The organism is Caproicibacterium sp. BJN0003, from assembly GCF_026314295.1.
Taxonomy (GTDB): domain Bacteria; phylum Bacillota; class Clostridia; order Oscillospirales; family Acutalibacteraceae; genus Caproicibacterium.
The window spans coordinates 2,208,983-2,226,141 of the sequence record NZ_CP111108.1; the positions used below are offsets into that span (position 1 = coordinate 2,208,983).

Below are 17,159 nucleotides of genomic sequence, written 5' to 3' on the forward strand. Positions count from 1 at the left end.
ACTTTCTTTAAAAACCAGATTACTTCTGCATGCTCAGGACATCAGCAAACGCCTGAATTGCAGTTGCAGCCTGACCAAAATCGCGCATCTGCTGGTCAATACCCAGTTTAATGTGCGGAATCTGTGCAGCATCCAAAGCCTTCTTCAGGTAAGGATACTCCATCTCTTCCGGATCACAGAACTGCTGCATAAAGACAATCAGACCCTGAGCGCCGCTCTCTTTAACGAGATCGACAACATGCTCAGCACGACGGTTCTCAGAAGAATGCTCATCATAAAGAAGAACATCATAATCCTGATTTGCAAACTGCATTGCAAGTGCCATCATCGGATCATCACACTCAGGAACATCTACGCGGAATGCGCGGCTCTCGTGTGCAACATCATCAGCTGCAATTGCAACATTGTTGTCCTCAAAGATCTTGAGCAGAGCCGGATTATCACAGATAATACCGCTCGTGACAACCTTTGTGCCCTTCCAGTCACAGTCAGGCAACTTCTTGAGTTCCTCATTCAGAGCAACCAGCTTTTCGGTGTAAGCATCTTTCAGCATAAACCAAGAAGCTTTCAGAACAGCACTGCGCTTTGTCGGGGTAACTACATCACAATGCTCGTTTGCCAGTTTGACAAAGTCACGACGGGCAGCACGGCTTGCATTGTAAACCTTAATTGCATTCTTCAGAGCGTCATCCGTAATCGGAGCGCCGCTGATCTCTTCCAGAGCTTTTTTGACATTCGTGTACTGGTCTACGCAGAATTTAAGGCCATAAGCCGGTTTACGGTTCTGCGGATGTGCCAGGAAAATGGTCGGCATTTTCTTGAGTTTCGCCATTGCAACACGAATGTTCTGGCTCATTGGGCGAAGAGTATCACAGATGGTCGGTGTAATCACTCCATCAAGCTGATCCATTGTGCCGTCAAGCAGCATTTCCAGATCCAACTGTGCGATTGTGCAATAGAAAGTAGCACAATACTCTTTTGATAAACTAATATTCTTGTCATTGGTGCCCCACATGCCAAACGGAACCATGCCTGCGGCATAGACCAGTTCTTCAGGTGCATAGTAAGGCAACACGCCGATTACTTTTTTGCCTTCAGCTTTATAGTTTGCCAGCTGCTTTGCGGGACTTGCCGCGATGCCGGCGAACTCACTGATAATCGATTCGATACTCATGTTCGTTAGCCCTCCTTCGCAGCTTTACTTGCTTCCATAGCTTCAACCAAACCCTGTACACGAGTCTCGTACTGAGCATCGTTGAAGTTCCGGGGATCCGCCTGGTCGCCATCAAAAGCAGCACAAGGAACACCCAAGTCTTCAGTAAAGCGACGCTGCATCTCAGGCATGTAACCAGACCATGGTTTGCAGCTGCGGTTGTAGTGAACCAATACGCCGTCTACTTTATTCTCACGGCAGATTCCTTCACGCCAATCAACGCCCTGCTCAATGCAGACACTGTTCGGAGCCTTGCAGTATGCACGGCACAGATCATCAAGACCGTCATATACAAATCCAAAAGCAGGTGCATACACAACAGCAGTAACATTCAAGCCGTTTGTTTTCAAAGGCTTAAAGAGTGCGCGCAGTTCAGGCCAGCAAGGAATACCTTCGAACATAATACGGTATTTCTCCGGGAACGGCAGTGTAGACTTACCTTCTTTGACATTCTCCTCCAGCTCAGTAGCCAGCAGTTCAAATGCCTCTGCAGTCTGGACCTTGCCACGGGCAGTAACAACATCAGCCATATGGTTGAAGAGGTCAAAGCCGGACATCGGGGAAGGCTGATACTGAAGATAATTACAAACTTTTAACCATGCTTTTGCAGTACGGTTTGCATTTTCACAGACTTTTTCGAATTTCTTCTCATCAAATTTCTTGCCTGCAATATGTTCCATCTGCTTAATTGCATCGTCAAACTGACCACGGATATATGCAACATAAGTATCATCGACATGGGTCGTATTATTGTAAGGCACATCGATCATAATCAGTGGAATGTTGTGCATACGAGCGATATTCTCATACCACTTTGTCATGCAGTTGCAGATATTGTTGCAGCACAGAACGAAGTCCGGCTGCGGCATCTGACGGGATACGTTGGTGGTTTCTACACCAGCAGAATATGCGAGGCTAATACGGGCATATCCGCAGATATCGGCATCATAGCCCATATCTTCGGCAGCCTGGCAAAGGCGCTCGCCATCATGCTGAGCAGCAATACCAGCGGCCTGGTTTTCAGGATATACAACTGCCAGATCCAATGTTTCTGCAATTTCGCAGGGGAACTTGGAAGAAGACCAGCCTACCGGACGGCCTGCTTTTTTTGCTTCCCATGCTGCTGCATAAACATCAGAAACTACCTTACGCAGAGCAGCTACACCGGGTGTTGGCGGTTTCTTCGGTTTTTTAGCAGGCGCTGCAGGCTGTGCAGCGGGTGCTGTTTTTTCGATTTCAGCCATAGTAAAAACTCTCTCCTTCAAATAAAATATGAAAGGTGATCAAGTATGTGGGGAAACCCCCGCACACTAGACTGCAATAGTTAATTATTTCTTTCGGGTTGCTTTTTGCCAAGCAAATAATGCAGCTCCAAGCGCACCAATATATTGTGCAAGCGGAGTGGTATAAACCTGATGACCTAACTCCTCCTGCAAAGCAGAGACAACGCCACTGTTCTGCGCGACGCCGCCGGTCATAACGACTCTATCGCGTACTCCAACGCGATGTGCCAAACCAACAACACGCGCAGCCACCGAATGGTGAATTCCATTGATGATGTCGCATTTATCGCTGCCCTGTGCCAGCTGACTGATTACTTCGCTTTCTGCAAAGACCGTGCAGGTAGAACTAATTGCTACCCGCTTGGTTGACTGTGCAGCCAGCATACCGAGATCTTTAACATTGACTTCGAGAACACGTGCCATTACATCCAGAAAACGTCCTGTACCAGCAGCACATTTATCGTTCATCTGAAAATTGACCATGGCTCCGTTTTCAATCTGAATCACTTTAACATCCTGTCCACCAATATCGATTACAGTGTGAACATCAGGAAATACGAAGTAAGCGCCCCTAGCATGACAACTCAATTCGCTCATCTGCTGGTCAACCCAGTCGATGGAATTGCGGCCATAGCCAGTAGCAAGGATATAAGCCATATCCTCTTTCTTCATATTAACATTATTCAACACTTCAGAAATTGCACGACTGGGACCGCTGGTACCGGTACCAACCGGAATCAACGATTTGCTGATGATCTCTTTGCCATCCTTCAGAATGACACATTTCGATGCGGTAGAACCCACATCTATTCCAAGTGTGTAAATTGTATCCATTCAAATTGCTCCAATATTTTTAAATTATTCGGCAACCGCAGTCTTGGCGCGGGGCAGAATCCATACCGGGAAACTGCTCTCAAAAGCCTTAATTATTTTCCGAAAATGTTACCAAAAATGGACAGTGCGATCGGGTTGTAAATATCGTCGATGATAACAGCGAAAGACGGATACAGAACCCATGCAACATTGTGCCAGCCATACTGATTCATAACTGCCTGTTCGTTTGCGACAGCGTTCGGACCAGAGCCGCAGCCCCATCCACAGTTACCAGCAGCCATAACAGCAGCGCCATAATTGCGACCAAACATATTGTAAGAAATGAAGATTGCAAACAGAGCCATCAAAATAGCCTGTGCCAGCAATACAATACCCATCTGACCAGCAACAGGAGCCAGTGCTGTAATATCGATTCCCATCAGTACCAGAGCCAGATAGAGTTCGAGGAACATGTTTTCAATCGCATCAACTTCAGGTGTATAGAACGGAATATGCAGAGCTTCCATCACATTACGACCAACTGCACCAGCAAACAGGCAGCAAACGAATTTCGGGATGGAAAGGCTCGGGATCTGGCTAATAAGCGCATAAATCGGCATACCAAGTGCAGAAAGCAACAGGCACATTGCGAACATGGAAACCATGCGGCCATTATCCAGCTTGTTAATCTTACCTGATGCCTCGGAATCGGGCTTATCGTTCGGATCAGAATGCAGATTGTGGTGAGAAATCAAGAATGCAGCTACAGGGCCGCCAATCAGAGAGCCCATAATATTGCCCAGGGTACCTGCTGCAACACCAACAGTTGTTGCACCTGTTGCACCCATCTTCTCGTAGATCGGGCCAAAAGCAGAAGCTGTTCCTACGCCGCCGGACATAGAAGCTGAAGAACACTGCAGAGCAAGCAGCGGATTCATTCCAACTGCGCTGCCAACTGCAACACCAACTATATCCTGAATCGTGATTAAGAGTACTGCAGCGATAGCAATCATTGCACAGAGTTTGCCACCTGCATGTTTAATTAATTTGGTGCTGAACCCAAATCCTACACAAAGGAAGAATAGGTTCTGGCATAGATCCTGCATAATAGTCTTATCAAATGTAATTGCAATCGCTCCACTTGCCTTTAAGCAAGACAAAAAGATAGATACAATCAAACCAGAAACAACTGGTGCAGGGATTGCATATTTTTGTAAAAGTTTAGAACGTTTTACAATTGCATGGCCAAGGAAAATAACGATTGCTGCTATTCCCAAGGTCGTTAAATATTCCAGCTTCAAACTGGAAATCGTAGCGACTTTGCCGCTAACGTCGGTACCCTTTGCAACAAAAGTACCAAAATACTTTGATAAATCCATGTACATTTCGCTCCCTAATTACTTTTTTATTTATAATGCACACTGAAAAGTCTCGTGGCTATTTTATAAGCCCTGGGGCACCAAAAAGCAGTTTCCTCCTTTCTCCCCATGTTAGGATAATGGCGAAGCCCAACAACTCATCGCACATAGTCACAGGGATTTTCCGTCGCACTATAGACCGTTTTCCTAATAAAGCGGAAAGCAAATGCAAATCATATTGCACCTTATGATTCACACCTGATACAATTATATAAGATTTTGTAATAAACTTCAACCTTTAAAGTACAGAAACATTGAAAAAATTGTTCATTTTCTTTGTTAAATTGTGTAAACTGACAAAAATTAATCAATCTTCCAATGAAAAAGTCGGATGTTCTTCAAATTTCTCTTCCGCTTCTTAGGCGTAAAACATGCTCATAAAACGCCGGGGGCTTCCCTTTCCACTCCCCAATCGGAATGGATCGGGCAGTCCCCCGGCATGATTTTTATTGAATCAGAAACTTACGGCTTCTTAAATGTATCAAAGTCACGCGTTACACGAGGCAACAACATCTGATGGAATGCGCAGATAGACTGCGGATTCTGATAAGAACTGTCGGCAAAAGCTTTGATATAAGAACGCATTGCATTCATGTTGACAATTTCATCAACAAAGCCTTCCTGAGCGCAGAACTTCGGACGGGATTTCTCGTCGTATTCCTTGATCAGTTCGTTCATCTTATCAATCGTCGGCTGCAGGTCCTTACCAGCCTTGTCATCTTTTACAAGACGGCGAGAATACATTGCAGCAGCAGCAGTTTCACCATTCATGACATACATCTCAGTTGCAGCAGTACCAAGCGTGAAAGCATTGGTATCGTTGCCTTGAGGACCGCCCATAACATAGTGAGCTGCAGCAGTTCCTTTACGCAGTGTGATCTCCATCTGCGGAACATTGCTGTTCTGAATGGAATAGATCAAAGACTGGCCCAAGCCAAGGAGTTCAGCCTTTTCAGCAGGATCGCCAACATCGATGCCGGTTGTATCCTGAACCCAAACCATTGGAATGCGGTCACGAGCACACAGTGTAACAAACTCATTCATCTTGATCAAGCCCTGACGATAAAGCTTACCGCCAATGCCGACAGAATTCTGTTTGTACTCCGGATAATGCATCAGCAAGCCTTGAACGTTGGTAACAACACCGACAAGCAGGCCATCTGCTTTTGCCATGCCGCAAATGATCTCAGGGCCATAGCCCTTTTTGAACTCAGAGAACTCACTGTTATCAAACAAGCGAGCCAGAACATCATAAGCATTGTACTGACGTTTCTGGTTAAACGGCACGATAGAATAAAGATCATCTACCGGGAACTGGGGCTCACGAGGATCATCAACACGGAAGAAGTCGAGGTTATAAGCCGGGATATCATCCATGTATTTCTTCAGTGCTTCGATAACGCCCATTTCCTCTGTGTAAACTTCACGGAAGAAACCGGTCTGGCCGTAATGAACTGCAACAGATCCTGGAGGATCCTGCTTCGGTCCCTTTTCGGTCGCTTCGACCATCTGCTTTGCGCCTTCCATGTCAACATAGCCCTTCGGGTTCATGCCGCCAAGGATTCCAGCACCGCCGACTGCCATGTTTGCTTTTGCGTGGGCAATCAAGATTGTCGGGCTAATGCTGTGGTATCCACCGCCTGCAGGGTTTGTTCCATAGATGCCAACAAGCACCGGAACACCCAACTGCTGAAGTTCTGCATTGCGATAGAAAGGAGTGCCGCCGCCGCGACGGTTTGCATAAACTTTCTCCTGTTCATCCAGTTTAACACCGGAGCAGTTCAGAACATAGACCAGCGGAATATGAAGAGTCTTTGCAGTATCGGAAGCACGGAGCAAATTCTCGGACTGTCCCGGGATCCAAGCGCCGGCAAGCTTCTTGTTATCAGAAGCAACAACGACTGCCCATTTTCCATGGATGCGGCCGAGCCCCTTGATAATAGCGGTAGAGCCGTTCTTGTTGTGCTGAGGATTATAGAGGCTGTTGAGCGGGCACCATGTGCCAGGATCAACCAGTGCATTTACACGCTCCATAGCAGTGTATTGGCCGGAAGCGTGCAGGGAATCGTCAGCACGGCCAGCCTGCTCAGCTGCCTGAGTCAGGGAGGCAATCTCATTTTCAACCTTCTTAATGTCCTGCTCATTTTCAGCGTTTGGTGCTGCTACCGGGCGTCCGATAACAGGCATATTCTGAAAATAGCAAGGCATGGAATACTGATGATCACTCATTATGCTTTTTCCTCCACGGGTACTTTAATAAATGCCTGGCCAGGATCGATTTCTTCACGGATCATGCGGATAACTTCCGGATCAGGAGCATCCAACTTGACAGCCTTAGAAACATCAATGTCAAAACCAGTATTTTCAATAATCTCTTCAGGAGAAGAAGACGGATAATAACCAGCAAGATACATTCTCTTTGTATCTTTGTCAAACTTCAGGATGCCGCGGTCGGTAACAACCATCTGCGGGCCACGGTTTCCAGGCAGGCCGTGAGCTTCACGTCCGCCAGGGCCTTCCATCCAGCCAGGGCTGGTGATATAGTCAACCTTCTGCATAAAGCGGCGTTTCTCATGCTGCATCATAATGATTGTGTTGCAGTATGTAGCGATGCCGTTCGCTCCGCCGGAACCGGTGAAACGAGTCTTCGGATGATGATAATCGCCAATGCTTGTGGAGTTTACATTGCCGAACGGGTCAATCTGAGCACCGCCGATAAATGCAATCAGGCGGTCCTCGTTATGAAGCCATTCATTTGCTTCAAATCCGATGAAACGGATATTCGGCCACTGAACAGCGCAATGTGCCATAAAACGAGCATCACCGACGCTGCGGGGAACTTCGATCGGGGAGCAGTCCATCAAACCACTCTCAACGATCAGGTGGCATTTCGGAGCATAAACGCGTTTTGCCAAAGATGCACCGATCAGCGGAAGGCCAGTACCAACAATTACGATCTGATCATTCTGAATGCATTTCGCAATGTTTACAGCCTGAATTTCTTTATTTGTATAATTCGTGTAATCAGCCATTACTTAACCCTCCTTCGTCATATCTACAGCATAGCCGAGGCCCGGAATGACCTGCAGCTTTGCAAGGCGGGAAGCACCAAGTTTGTTGATGTATTCCTCATGGTCTTTAACACCGTAAACCCACTCGTCCACAAATGTCTTAAAGTCCTCTTCAGTCTTGCTGGCGACATCATAAGCCTTATAATAAGCCTTATCATAATCGTAAAGGCTGTAGCACTGAGACGGATGTGCACCAAAAGGAGCCAACACAACAGCATCCACGCAGAAGCCCGGAATGGAGTTGAGGGTCGGATCACGACGAATCTGTTCATCGCTGATGATCTGCTCGCAGGTAACGATGGTCTTCTTAGCTGCAACTGCAATATCAACATCATGGAATTCATCGCCAATGATACGGCAGGTTCCGTCCGGAGAAGCATACTGTACATGGATAATTGCAGTATCAATTTCCGGAACCGGGCAAGCCAGAACTTTGTCGCCCTTCTTGAACGGGTTCTCGATGGTAACAAATTTATCATCCGGCAATTTGTCGATCTTCTGGCGCTGTTCCTTTGTAATGCCCCACTCAGTTTCCAAACCGGAACCGATCATCAGTTTGACCGGCAGGAAAGGAAGGCCAAGGGAAGCTGCATGCAACTGGAGCATCAGAACATCCTGAGAGTAATCCTCCATCAGGAGCTTGCCCTGCTCGTACGCTTTACGGAAGCGACGGCATACATTTGTGAAACCCGAGTTTGCAATGTAGCAGTTGATGAATGCCTTTACACGACCTTCGCCGATCAGCATATCGACATCATGGCCGGCAGGGCCTGTCTGGACAATAAAGTCCTTTTTGCCCTGACGCAAAATTTCGTGAACAGCAGCAAAAGGCTTTCTGTTCGTTGTGAAACCACCGAATGCGATAAAGTCGCCATCGCTGACGTACTTAGCAATCGCATCGTGCAGAGAATAGATTTTTCCCACGCTAAAAACCCCCTAATTATATTTTCATTGCCCATAAAGGGCAATTAATGAACAAAAGGATTGATCAGAAATCAGACTTTGAAAACGGTCAGGAAGTAACCAGCAGCCATTGCAGTACCAATAACGCCAGCCACGTTCGGCCCCATTGCATGCATCAGCAGGAAATTGGTCGGATTGTATTTACGGCCTTCTACCTGTGAAACACGTGCAGCCATAGGAACTGCAGATACACCAGCGGAACCAATCAGAGGATTGATCTTGCCGTGAGTCAGATGGCAAAGAAGTTTGCCGAAGAGGACACCACCTGCAGTGGAGAAACCAAATGCAAGCAAGCCCATTGCAATGATTGCCAAAGTTTGAGTCCGCAGGAAGAGTTCTCCGTTTGCAGTAGCACCAACGGATAGGCCAAGGAAAATCGTAACGATGTTGCACAGAGCGTTCTGAGCAACATCGGAAAGACGCTCAACCACACCACTCTCACGGAACAGGTTGCCCAACATCAGCATGCCCAGCAGCGGAGCAACATCCGGCAGGAGCAGCGAGCAGAACAGAACAACAAAGATCGGGAAAATGATCTTTTCCACTTTAGATACTTTGCGAAGCTGACCCATCTTAATGGCACGCTCTTTTTTAGTGGTAAGCACACGCATAATCGGAGGCTGAATCAGCGGAATCAAAGCCATATACGAATATGCTGCAACGGCGATTGGTGCAACCAAATCCGGTGCAAGGTTATTTGCAAGGTAAATAGAAGTCGGGCCATCAGCACCGCCGATAATGCCGATTGCAGCAGCCTGCCCCGGTGTAAAGAGGCCAGTTGCCAATGCCAGCAGGAATGCGCAGTAAACACCAAGCTGTGCAGAAGCACCAAGCAACAAGCTGACCGGGTTTGCTATCAAAGGAGCAAAATCGGTCATTGCACCGACTCCCATAAAGATCAGGCAGGGGAACAAGTCTCCTTTAATGCCTTGATAAAGCATTGAAATAACGCCGCCTTCTTCAGCACCCATATTCGCAAGAGGCAAGTTTGCAAGAAAAATTCCAAATGCGATTGGAAGCAGAAGCAACGGCTCAAACTGCTTTTTAATTGCCAAATACATCAGGACAAAGGATACAACCATCATCACAGCCTGCTGCCATGTAATCGCAGCAAAACCGGATTGCTGGAATATCCTCTCCAGAACAGTAAAAAAGTTCATTCTAAGCGTGCCTCCTTACTTCAGCACGACTAGCGTAGCATCGGTATCAACCATATCACCTGTATGTACCGGAATATCAGCTACAGTTCCATCCGCTTGAGCAACGATCTCATTTTCCATCTTCATAGCTTCCAACATAATAAGAACCTGGCCAGCCTTAACAACATCGCCGACTTTGCATTTGACATCCAAAACTTTACCAGGCATCGGAGCGATCACATTGTTTCCACCGACAACAGGAGCCGGGGCGGCAGCAGGAGCAGGAGCAGCAACAGGAGCTGGGGCGGCAACAGGAGCCGGAGCAGCGGCAGCAGCACGGGACATCGGCTGATAGCCACCCTCTACCTTTTCGATTTCGACCTCATATTTCTTACCATTCAAAGTTGCAACGTATTTCATCACAATTCTCCTTTAAAATTTAATTATTTAAGAAAAAAGAGCCATTTGCTAATAAATCAAGTCTTATTTAATTTCCTTGATTTCCTTAATCTGAATAGTTTCTGGAGAAGCATGTGCTTCCTCACAGACTGCAGCCATCAGAACTGCATAAGTCTCATCATTGGCACTGGAAGCGGCCGATACAGCTGGTGCAGCCGGTGCGGCTGAAGTAGCTGAGGCAGCTGGTGCAGTTTCTTTGTTTTTCTGGGTCGAATTGATAATTTTAGAAACAATCATAATTGCGATAGCCAGTGCAATCAAAGATAGAAAAACAACTGCTATGCCCATCAAGGAAACCATGACTGCACTACCGGCATCCATTGTAGTCGAAGTCCACATATTAACGTTACACCTCCTTAAGTGAAAAATTTTGAGAAAACGAAACGCGCCAGAATTGAAATGGTACTGATTTACTAATTTGCCTCCCGCCGCCGGCGGTAAAAGCAACTTTGTCAACGGCAGCGTCAGCAATCAAGATACCGGCGCAGCGCTCTTCCATTTCGCATTATGGAATCCATTCCAATTTTACGCCATAGAAAAATGCCGTTCAACCGGCGCCGGAAAACTCACAATATATTTTTTCAAAAAGAGGTTCAACCAAAAGATCAATATTCCCTTATTTTCCCTTATGCCGTTTAAATAATCGGCATTTTATACAAATCCGATTATTCATTTTTAGGCATCTTGTTTCAACCCATTCTTGAACATTTTGTAAATTTTCATTCACATTATATCATAGATTTTTGGAAAAGCAACTAGAAAATTCGAAGCTTTTTTTGGTAAATAACGATAAATTAACTGGTTTGCTTTTGTCTTATCCTACGAGTTTTCTTTAAAAACTTTATGCTTCGATTTTTTGATTTTGAATTTTCAATCGACCAATTCCTGCAAAATCAAATCTTTTTCTCTTGACAACACTGTGTATCTTTTGCACCACTCATCTTAAGAAAAGCCGCCATGGCATTTGTTACATAGCACCCTTGTTTATGTGCAAGATAAACTTCACGTCGTGCCAAAGGATCACTGAGTTTGTAGTAAATCAGTTGATTTGTCATTGGCAGATATGGAGGCATAGAAGCCCTTATAAAAACTGCCCCTGCTCCGGTACATGCAATGTAAAAAGCAGTCAAGATCTGATCCAGCTTAATGGCAATTCGTGGATTAAATCCTGCATTTTTGCAAATAGAAATTCCTCGATAATACAGATCATTTCCTTCCTTCAGCATTAAAAAAGGAAGATCTTTGAAAAATTGCAAAGGAACGGCCGGAAAAATAGGGTTCTCATTTTTCTTTTCACAAATATCCCGAAACGATAAAGCATACTTTTCCAGTCCTCGATTAATTTGAAAAGGGGCCGGCACTCCTAAAAGGATATCTTCATAACAGCAAAAATATTTTTTAAGATGATCATTTTCAAAAAAAGCCGTCTCCATAATCAAATTCAAGGTATCGTCTGCCACCCGCTTTTTCAGTTCCTGCACGTTAGATTCTACCATGTCAATCGTAATTCCGGGGTAACGCTTTTGAAAACGGCCAACCTGTTTTGAAAGAATATAGGTACAAAAGAATGAAGAACCCCCAATAGAAAGATGCCCCGTCTGCAAATGCTGGAGGTCCTGAAAATAGGAAGTCATATTTTTTTGAATAAACAGAATCTTTTTTGCAGATGCAATATAGTAACGGCCAGCATCCGTTAAAGTAAGTGGTATGGTACTGCGGTCAAAAATCGGCTGTCCAATTTCCATTTCAGCTTTTTTTACCATTGCGCTTAGAGCTGGTTGCGTAATATAGAGCTTTTTAGCTGCTTTAGAAAAGCTTCTTTCCTGATATACTTCATAGACATATTTGAGTTCGTTCATCATCGGGAGGATCTTCTCCTTTCGCCCATAATTTCCTTTTAATTATAACAAATTTCGCACAAAATAAAAAGCAAATTCGTTTTACTTTTATGCTTTTGGAATGTTCCAAAAAATGTCATTTACCCCGTATCGTGCTAATACGAGGTAAATGACATTTTTTTATTTTAGGAGCGAGTCACTCATTTAGTAGGAACGAGTAAAAAATTAAAAAACGAACCAAAATAATTGCTTTTCGCAAAACCCATTAGTCATCCAGACAAACAACCTTCCCGTCTTTTACGATAACAACTTCATCATCAAAAACAACTGTCGGATTGTACTGTACCATATCAATATGAACCGTAGACCGAGCAGGCTGACCATAATAGTAGCCATTGCCCATTGCAATATGGCAGGTACCACGTGCTTTTTTCTCCTCTTCAAAATCGCCGTTAAAAAGGCATGCCGGATTAAGTCCCAGACCAATCTCTGCAATATTGTCGCTGTCTTTAATCTCTGCAATCTGGCGGCGGATCTCTTTGCAGATTTTGGGGTCTCCACCTACGACCTCAACAATACGACCACCCTCAATTTTTAACTCAACTGGTGTTGTCGGGCATCCATAGTAGCAAATCGGCCCATCGATAACCAATTTGCCGTGTGTGCTACCGATCACCGGTCCAAGGGAAACTTCGCCGTCTGACCATGCCATTGCATCCCCTGGATTTCTAGCAATCCCACATTCAATAATGGGTTCCATATCATTCATTTCCATAGAAAGATCGGTGCCCGCAGGAGTCGTGATGTGAGCTTTCTTGTGACCTCTCCAGATTTTCTGCAGCTTCTCTCCGTCTTTATAAACTTTTTCATAGTCTGCTAAAGCACCCCCACGCGTAAAGTTATCAATGCTACGCAGACAGATAGAAACTTCGCGCAGTTTTTTCTCATTGATAAGTTCCTTTAAGCGATTATTGTAGATTGCTGCGCCGGAAGCCGTCGTCATGCCGACAAAAACATCGCAAGCTTCCATCGCATTTTCCAAAGTCTTTGGAAAAATAGTAGCCTTATCTTTGCCGCGAACCGGCATCATACTAATGTTGTATTCTGCGCCACATTTTAGAGCAGCCGCTGCCATCGCATTTGCCATACGCATATCCGTCTGAGGATCAATTGCAATCAAAACCTCTTCCCCAGGTTTAACTGCCATTAGGTTAGAAAGAATATAGTCCGCACGTTCCACACACTCAATAATTCTGTTGTCTTCCATTTTTAATACACTCCTTCATTTAATCAATAAATATTTGGTAATAAACAACTGAGAAAAACATTTTAGAAAAATTCAAGCTGAAACAGCCTGTTCCTCTCTGCCTGCGTTAGGGTCATTATACATACTGCGATCCAGTTCATTTTCCATAGATGCAATACATACAGATGCGACGAGGTCGCCGGAGGAATTGGTAGAAGTATGTGCCTGATCAATAATGCGATAAATACCAGCCACCAGGGCGGTTGCTTCCAGAGGTAGTCCCATTTGAGTAAGCAGAGTAATACTGATAACTAATCCAATCTGTGGGGTTGCCGCGCAACCAACACTGAGAAAGGTTGCTTGTAAAACCAGCATGATCTGCTGTTCTATTGAAAGATTAATCCCATAAAGCTGAGAAGCAAACAGAACAATAATTCCAAAATAGATGCAGGTACCATTCATGTTTGCAGTAGCACCCAGCGGAAGCACAAAGCTCGCGATATCTTTCGGGACGCCAAGACGTTTGGGAGCAACTTTCATCGAGACCGGCAGGGCCGCAGAAGAAGTACAGGTACTAAACGCGATCATCCAAGGCTCAAATGCTTTTTTCCAGAACATAATGGGGCTAACTTTTCCAATAAAGCGAAGAAAAACAGAATAGACAATAACCACCATGATGACATTGGCAAGATAATCAGTCGCAATAAATTTAAGCACCGGCCCAAAAATTGCAACTCCATATTTTGCCATTGCAACAGACATCAAGCCAAATACGCCGTAAGGGATAATTGCGAGAATGCTGTTTACAATCTTGAACATCACTTCGGAACATAGAGAAATAATATTGGCAAGCGGTTTTCCATGTTCTCCTAAACCAATCAATGCAAAACCTAGAAACAAAGAGAATACAATGATCGGCATCATATCTCCGTTCGTAAGAGCAGCAAAAGGATTATTTGGAATAAGATCTAGAATTGTCTGATAAACGCCTGGAAGTTCTTTTACTTCTACCGTACTCACATCTCCTGAAAAAGTAACGCCCAATCCTGGCTGTATCAGATTTGCAAGTACCAATCCGATCGTAGCGGCAATGGCCGAACTTCCGAGAAACCATACAACTGTTTTAACCCCGATGCTCCGCAGTTTTTTGATATCTCCTAAAGAGAGTGCTGCGTCGATGATACAGAAAAACACCAACGGCACTACAATCATCTTGATAAGCTTTAAAAACATATCTCCAATAAATTGTAAAAACGGAAGTATGTAACCGTTAATAGCTGGATTTTCAGTACCACCCATTGCATTGAGTACATATCCAAAGACAATTCCTGCGAATAGGAATACAAAAATTTTAATATGGAGCTTCATCTTTTTTCTTTTGGGATTTTTACGATTTCCATTTTTTTGTTCAGCTGTGACTTCTTGATTCTTTTTAATAACTTCCAATTTTTATGCCCCCTATCTTGATATGAATGGCACACCAATCAATTTTATTTTCTCGTTTTGTGTTCCCGGGACACAAAACTTTTTTCAACCCCTCCTCTGTTTTTCTTTTGTCTGTATTCTACTGAAGACAACAAGATTGCGCAATAATAATACAAAAACTGCTATATGCTATAAGAAATTGCTTATAAAAAAATGCGCTCTGTATTTTTTTAATACAAAGTGCACAATCAATCTATAGAATGTATTAACTTTTCGAATGGACCCACTCTTTCAAAGAGAGAAATGTTTTTTTTTCGCCCTCTTCCTTTAACATATACAGATATTTTTCTAAATAACGGCGAGTCTTTGGATGAAGAACATAATGATCTCTGGAACGCATATAATATTCGTACGGATCACTGTCAGAATAAAGGCTTCCGCGATAGGTGCGGCTGGCAGCAATACGGTCACAAATCATTTCTGCCACATAGCGCGGTGGTATCTCCATTCCACAAAGCTGATGATCAGCCCCTGTAGAATAGTCAATCCAGTATTCCAAATGATGCCGATTGCGTCCTTTATGATGCAGCCATGCAGCACTATATCCTGCTTTTAAACGCTGTGCATCATTTGGGCTCCGGTTTCCCTGATAATATTTTGCACCTGGCCAAAATTCCGTCGGTGAAAATTTGGACAAATCATGCAAAAGACCTTGTTTATAAAGGCCAATACGAAAGCAGTATTTTAAGACAAGCCATCGATGGTGACTGACTGTCCGAAAATGTTTAATCGGATGCAACATAAAATTTTCCTCTCAGAAAGGTTTTCTTCGTATTTTTCTTTTCTATTATATATGATTATATAATCTTATATAATTTATTTCTTTATTTTTTCTTGTGTAAGCCCACGAAAAATTAAATCTCAATTTATAAATTATTCTTTGACTTTATATTTCATTCAGTATAAAATATCTTACACAAATGAATTGTTTGGAAAGTGAGGGAATCAGAATATGAAAAGTGAGTTTGTTCCGGAATTGGAAGGCGCTCTAAGAAAACATATGATCAAAATTCCAACAGTCATCAATGAAGTCTGTGGTGTACGTGTAATGGGCAAACTAATAAAGTCATTGCTGTTTTCCACCGATATTGCCATTATCAGGAACTGCAACGCCGATGCTATCATGGCCGTCTACCCGTTTACCCCGCAGCCGATCATTGCCAACTCCATTATCACCTGTGCCGATGTTCCTGTCTTTATTGGTGTCGGCGGCGGCACAACCCGTGGAAAGCGTGTAACAAATCTCGCTGAAAATGCAGAATACCTTGGTGCTGCCGGCGTAGTCGTCAATGCACCAACCCCCGACGAGACGCTTACTTTTGTTTCAGATAAAATTAATATTCCGATCACGATCACGGTTGTCTCTGAAAAGACCGATATTGAAAAACGGTTGGAAAGCGGTGCCAGCATTTTAAACGTTTCAGCCGCTGCGCGCACTCCGTTCGTTGTCTCGGAAATTCGCAAACGATTTCCAAAAGTTCCGATCATCGCTACCGGGGGTTCCACAGACGATGACATTCTTCGTACAATCGACGCTGGTGCAAATGCAATTACCTATACTCCACCTACTGCGGCAGAATTGTTTAAAAAACTGATGACCTCGTACCGTGAGGAATCAAACCAATAATAGCAAAACGAAAGCGAGTCAATCTGTGCAAAAACAGATTGGCTTGTTTATTATGAGACAAATTCAATCATACTGAATCCATCCTTTTGAGGAGCAATCCTTTCCGCAAACCGCTTCTCAATCAGCTTTTCTTCCATAATATTTCGAAAGCCAATAAATCTTCAAAGAGCTATTGTTTAGACTTTTTCAAAAAGTCGATATACTCATTTCCCCATACCTCAATCGCATCTAAGACGGGTTTAAAGTGCCGTCCTAAGCTAGAGAGTGAATATTCAACTTTCGGCGGAATTTGATTATAAGACGTACGAATCAGCAAACCGTTTTTCTCCATCATGTGAAGCTGCTTGGATAACGTTGCCTGTGTCAAATTCGGCAGATTCCTTTGCAGTTCATTAAACCGCATGGTTTTGAGGCTCAAATAATACATAATCAACAGGGTCCATTTTCCTGTGAGCAGCTTCTGCGAAGTAACATAGGGGCAAATCCCAAATAAATCTTTTTCCATTTTTCCCTCTTTAGTATCCAAAAAGATACTTACTATATAAAAATATTGTACTTGAATAATTTATAAAACTATGTTTTTATTATAGTATTGAAGTGTGTT

General features: G+C 44.0%; 16 protein-coding genes. 1 reads left to right on the forward strand and 15 read right to left on the reverse strand.

The window, feature by feature from the left end:
- Positions 1-19: 19 nt before the first annotated feature.
- The 14 genes from hgdB to OP489_RS11085 form a co-directional block, all read right to left on the reverse strand.
- Positions 20-1,174 carry a (R)-2-hydroxyglutaryl-CoA dehydratase subunit beta gene (gene hgdB / locus OP489_RS11020; protein WP_266162031.1) on the reverse strand — a complete coding sequence of 385 codons (1,155 nt, stop codon included), beginning with the start codon at positions 1,172-1,174 and terminating at the stop codon, positions 20-22.
- Between the two features lie 5 nt (positions 1,175-1,179).
- The gene (locus OP489_RS11025; protein WP_266162032.1) at positions 1,180-2,457 is read right to left on the reverse strand and encodes a 2-hydroxyacyl-CoA dehydratase subunit D; all 1,278 of its coding nucleotides are present in this window, start codon (positions 2,455-2,457) and stop codon (positions 1,180-1,182) included.
- An 84-nt stretch (positions 2,458-2,541) separates the two neighbouring features.
- Positions 2,542-3,330, reverse strand: coding sequence for a (R)-2-hydroxyglutaryl-CoA dehydratase activase HgdC (hgdC, locus tag OP489_RS11030; RefSeq protein WP_266162033.1), 789 nt, complete (start codon positions 3,328-3,330; stop codon positions 2,542-2,544).
- A gap of 92 nt (positions 3,331-3,422) precedes the next feature.
- Positions 3,423-4,688 carry a sodium/glutamate symporter gene (locus OP489_RS11035; RefSeq protein ID WP_266162034.1) on the reverse strand — a complete coding sequence of 422 codons (1,266 nt, stop codon included), beginning with the start codon at positions 4,686-4,688 and terminating at the stop codon, positions 3,423-3,425.
- A 501-nt stretch (positions 4,689-5,189) separates the two neighbouring features.
- Complete coding sequence (locus tag OP489_RS11040; RefSeq protein ID WP_266162036.1) at positions 5,190-6,956, reverse strand: acyl-CoA carboxylase subunit beta; 1,767 nt, start codon at positions 6,954-6,956, stop codon at positions 5,190-5,192.
- Positions 6,956-7,759, reverse strand: a complete 804-nt coding sequence (gctB, locus tag OP489_RS11045; protein ID WP_266162037.1) for a glutaconate CoA-transferase subunit B — start codon at positions 7,757-7,759, stop codon at positions 6,956-6,958. Before gctB ends, OP489_RS11040 begins: the two co-directional genes overlap by 1 nt.
- A 3-nt stretch (positions 7,760-7,762) precedes the next feature.
- Positions 7,763-8,722, reverse strand: coding sequence for a glutaconate CoA-transferase subunit A (gene gctA / locus OP489_RS11050; protein WP_266162038.1), 960 nt, complete (start codon positions 8,720-8,722; stop codon positions 7,763-7,765).
- Between the two features lie 71 nt (positions 8,723-8,793).
- A complete protein-coding gene (locus tag OP489_RS11055) occupies positions 8,794-9,921 on the reverse strand; it encodes a sodium ion-translocating decarboxylase subunit beta (protein WP_266162039.1) in 1,128 nt (375 codons plus the stop codon).
- Between the two features lie 15 nt (positions 9,922-9,936).
- Positions 9,937-10,320 carry a biotin/lipoyl-containing protein gene (locus OP489_RS11060; RefSeq protein ID WP_266162040.1) on the reverse strand — a complete coding sequence of 128 codons (384 nt, stop codon included), beginning with the start codon at positions 10,318-10,320 and terminating at the stop codon, positions 9,937-9,939.
- A 63-nt stretch (positions 10,321-10,383) separates the two neighbouring features.
- Positions 10,384-10,698 (reverse strand): OadG family protein, encoded by a 315-nt coding sequence (locus OP489_RS11065; protein WP_266162041.1) that lies wholly within the window; start codon positions 10,696-10,698, stop codon positions 10,384-10,386.
- A gap of 554 nt (positions 10,699-11,252) precedes the next feature.
- A complete protein-coding gene (locus OP489_RS11070; RefSeq protein WP_266162042.1) occupies positions 11,253-12,221 on the reverse strand; it encodes a LysR family transcriptional regulator in 969 nt (322 codons plus the stop codon).
- A gap of 241 nt (positions 12,222-12,462) precedes the next feature.
- Positions 12,463-13,464, reverse strand: a complete 1,002-nt coding sequence (locus OP489_RS11075; protein ID WP_266162043.1) for an aminopeptidase — start codon at positions 13,462-13,464, stop codon at positions 12,463-12,465.
- A gap of 72 nt (positions 13,465-13,536) precedes the next feature.
- Positions 13,537-14,889, reverse strand: a complete 1,353-nt coding sequence (locus OP489_RS11080) for a dicarboxylate/amino acid:cation symporter (protein WP_266162044.1) — start codon at positions 14,887-14,889, stop codon at positions 13,537-13,539.
- 244 nt (positions 14,890-15,133) lie between these two features.
- Positions 15,134-15,670 (reverse strand): DUF5662 family protein, encoded by a 537-nt coding sequence (locus OP489_RS11085; RefSeq protein WP_266162045.1) that lies wholly within the window; start codon positions 15,668-15,670, stop codon positions 15,134-15,136.
- 210 nt (positions 15,671-15,880) lie between these two features.
- Here OP489_RS11085 and OP489_RS11090 point away from each other — a divergent pair, with 210 nt between their 5' ends.
- On the forward strand, positions 15,881-16,555 hold the full coding sequence (locus OP489_RS11090; protein WP_266162046.1) for a hydrolase: 675 nt from the start codon (positions 15,881-15,883) through the stop codon (positions 16,553-16,555).
- A gap of 169 nt (positions 16,556-16,724) precedes the next feature.
- Here OP489_RS11090 and OP489_RS11095 read toward each other — a convergent pair whose 3' ends face one another.
- Entirely contained in the window at positions 16,725-17,060 is a 336-nt protein-coding gene (locus tag OP489_RS11095; protein ID WP_266162047.1) for a winged helix-turn-helix transcriptional regulator, read from the reverse strand.
- Positions 17,061-17,159 lie beyond the last annotated feature (99 nt).

Bases quoted from the DNA above. Each gene is read 5' to 3' on its own strand.
- hgdB (WP_266162031.1), bottom strand. From the start codon at position 1,174: ATGAGTATCGAATCGATTATCAGTGAGTTCGCCGGCATCGCGGCAAGT.
- OP489_RS11025 (WP_266162032.1), bottom strand. From the start codon at position 2,457: ATGGCTGAAATCGAAAAAACAGCACCCGCTGCACAGCCTGCAGCGCCT.
- hgdC (WP_266162033.1), bottom strand. From the start codon at position 3,330: ATGGATACAATTTACACACTTGGAATAGATGTGGGTTCTACCGCATCG.
- OP489_RS11035 (WP_266162034.1), bottom strand. From the start codon at position 4,688: ATGGATTTATCAAAGTATTTTGGTACTTTTGTTGCAAAGGGTACCGAC.
- OP489_RS11040 (WP_266162036.1), bottom strand. From the start codon at position 6,956: ATGAGTGATCATCAGTATTCCATGCCTTGCTATTTTCAGAATATGCCT.
- gctB (WP_266162037.1), bottom strand. From the start codon at position 7,759: ATGGCTGATTACACGAATTATACAAATAAAGAAATTCAGGCTGTAAAC.
- OP489_RS11055 (WP_266162039.1), bottom strand. From the start codon at position 9,921: ATGAACTTTTTTACTGTTCTGGAGAGGATATTCCAGCAATCCGGTTTT.
- OP489_RS11060 (WP_266162040.1), bottom strand. From the start codon at position 10,320: ATGAAATACGTTGCAACTTTGAATGGTAAGAAATATGAGGTCGAAATC.
- OP489_RS11065 (WP_266162041.1), bottom strand. From the start codon at position 10,698: ATGTGGACTTCGACTACAATGGATGCCGGTAGTGCAGTCATGGTTTCC.
- OP489_RS11070 (WP_266162042.1), bottom strand. From the start codon at position 12,221: ATGATGAACGAACTCAAATATGTCTATGAAGTATATCAGGAAAGAAGC.
- OP489_RS11075 (WP_266162043.1), bottom strand. From the start codon at position 13,464: ATGGAAGACAACAGAATTATTGAGTGTGTGGAACGTGCGGACTATATT.
- OP489_RS11085 (WP_266162045.1), bottom strand. From the start codon at position 15,670: ATGTTGCATCCGATTAAACATTTTCGGACAGTCAGTCACCATCGATGG.
- OP489_RS11090 (WP_266162046.1), top strand. From the start codon at position 15,881: ATGAAAAGTGAGTTTGTTCCGGAATTGGAAGGCGCTCTAAGAAAACAT.
- OP489_RS11095 (WP_266162047.1), bottom strand. From the start codon at position 17,060: ATGGAAAAAGATTTATTTGGGATTTGCCCCTATGTTACTTCGCAGAAG.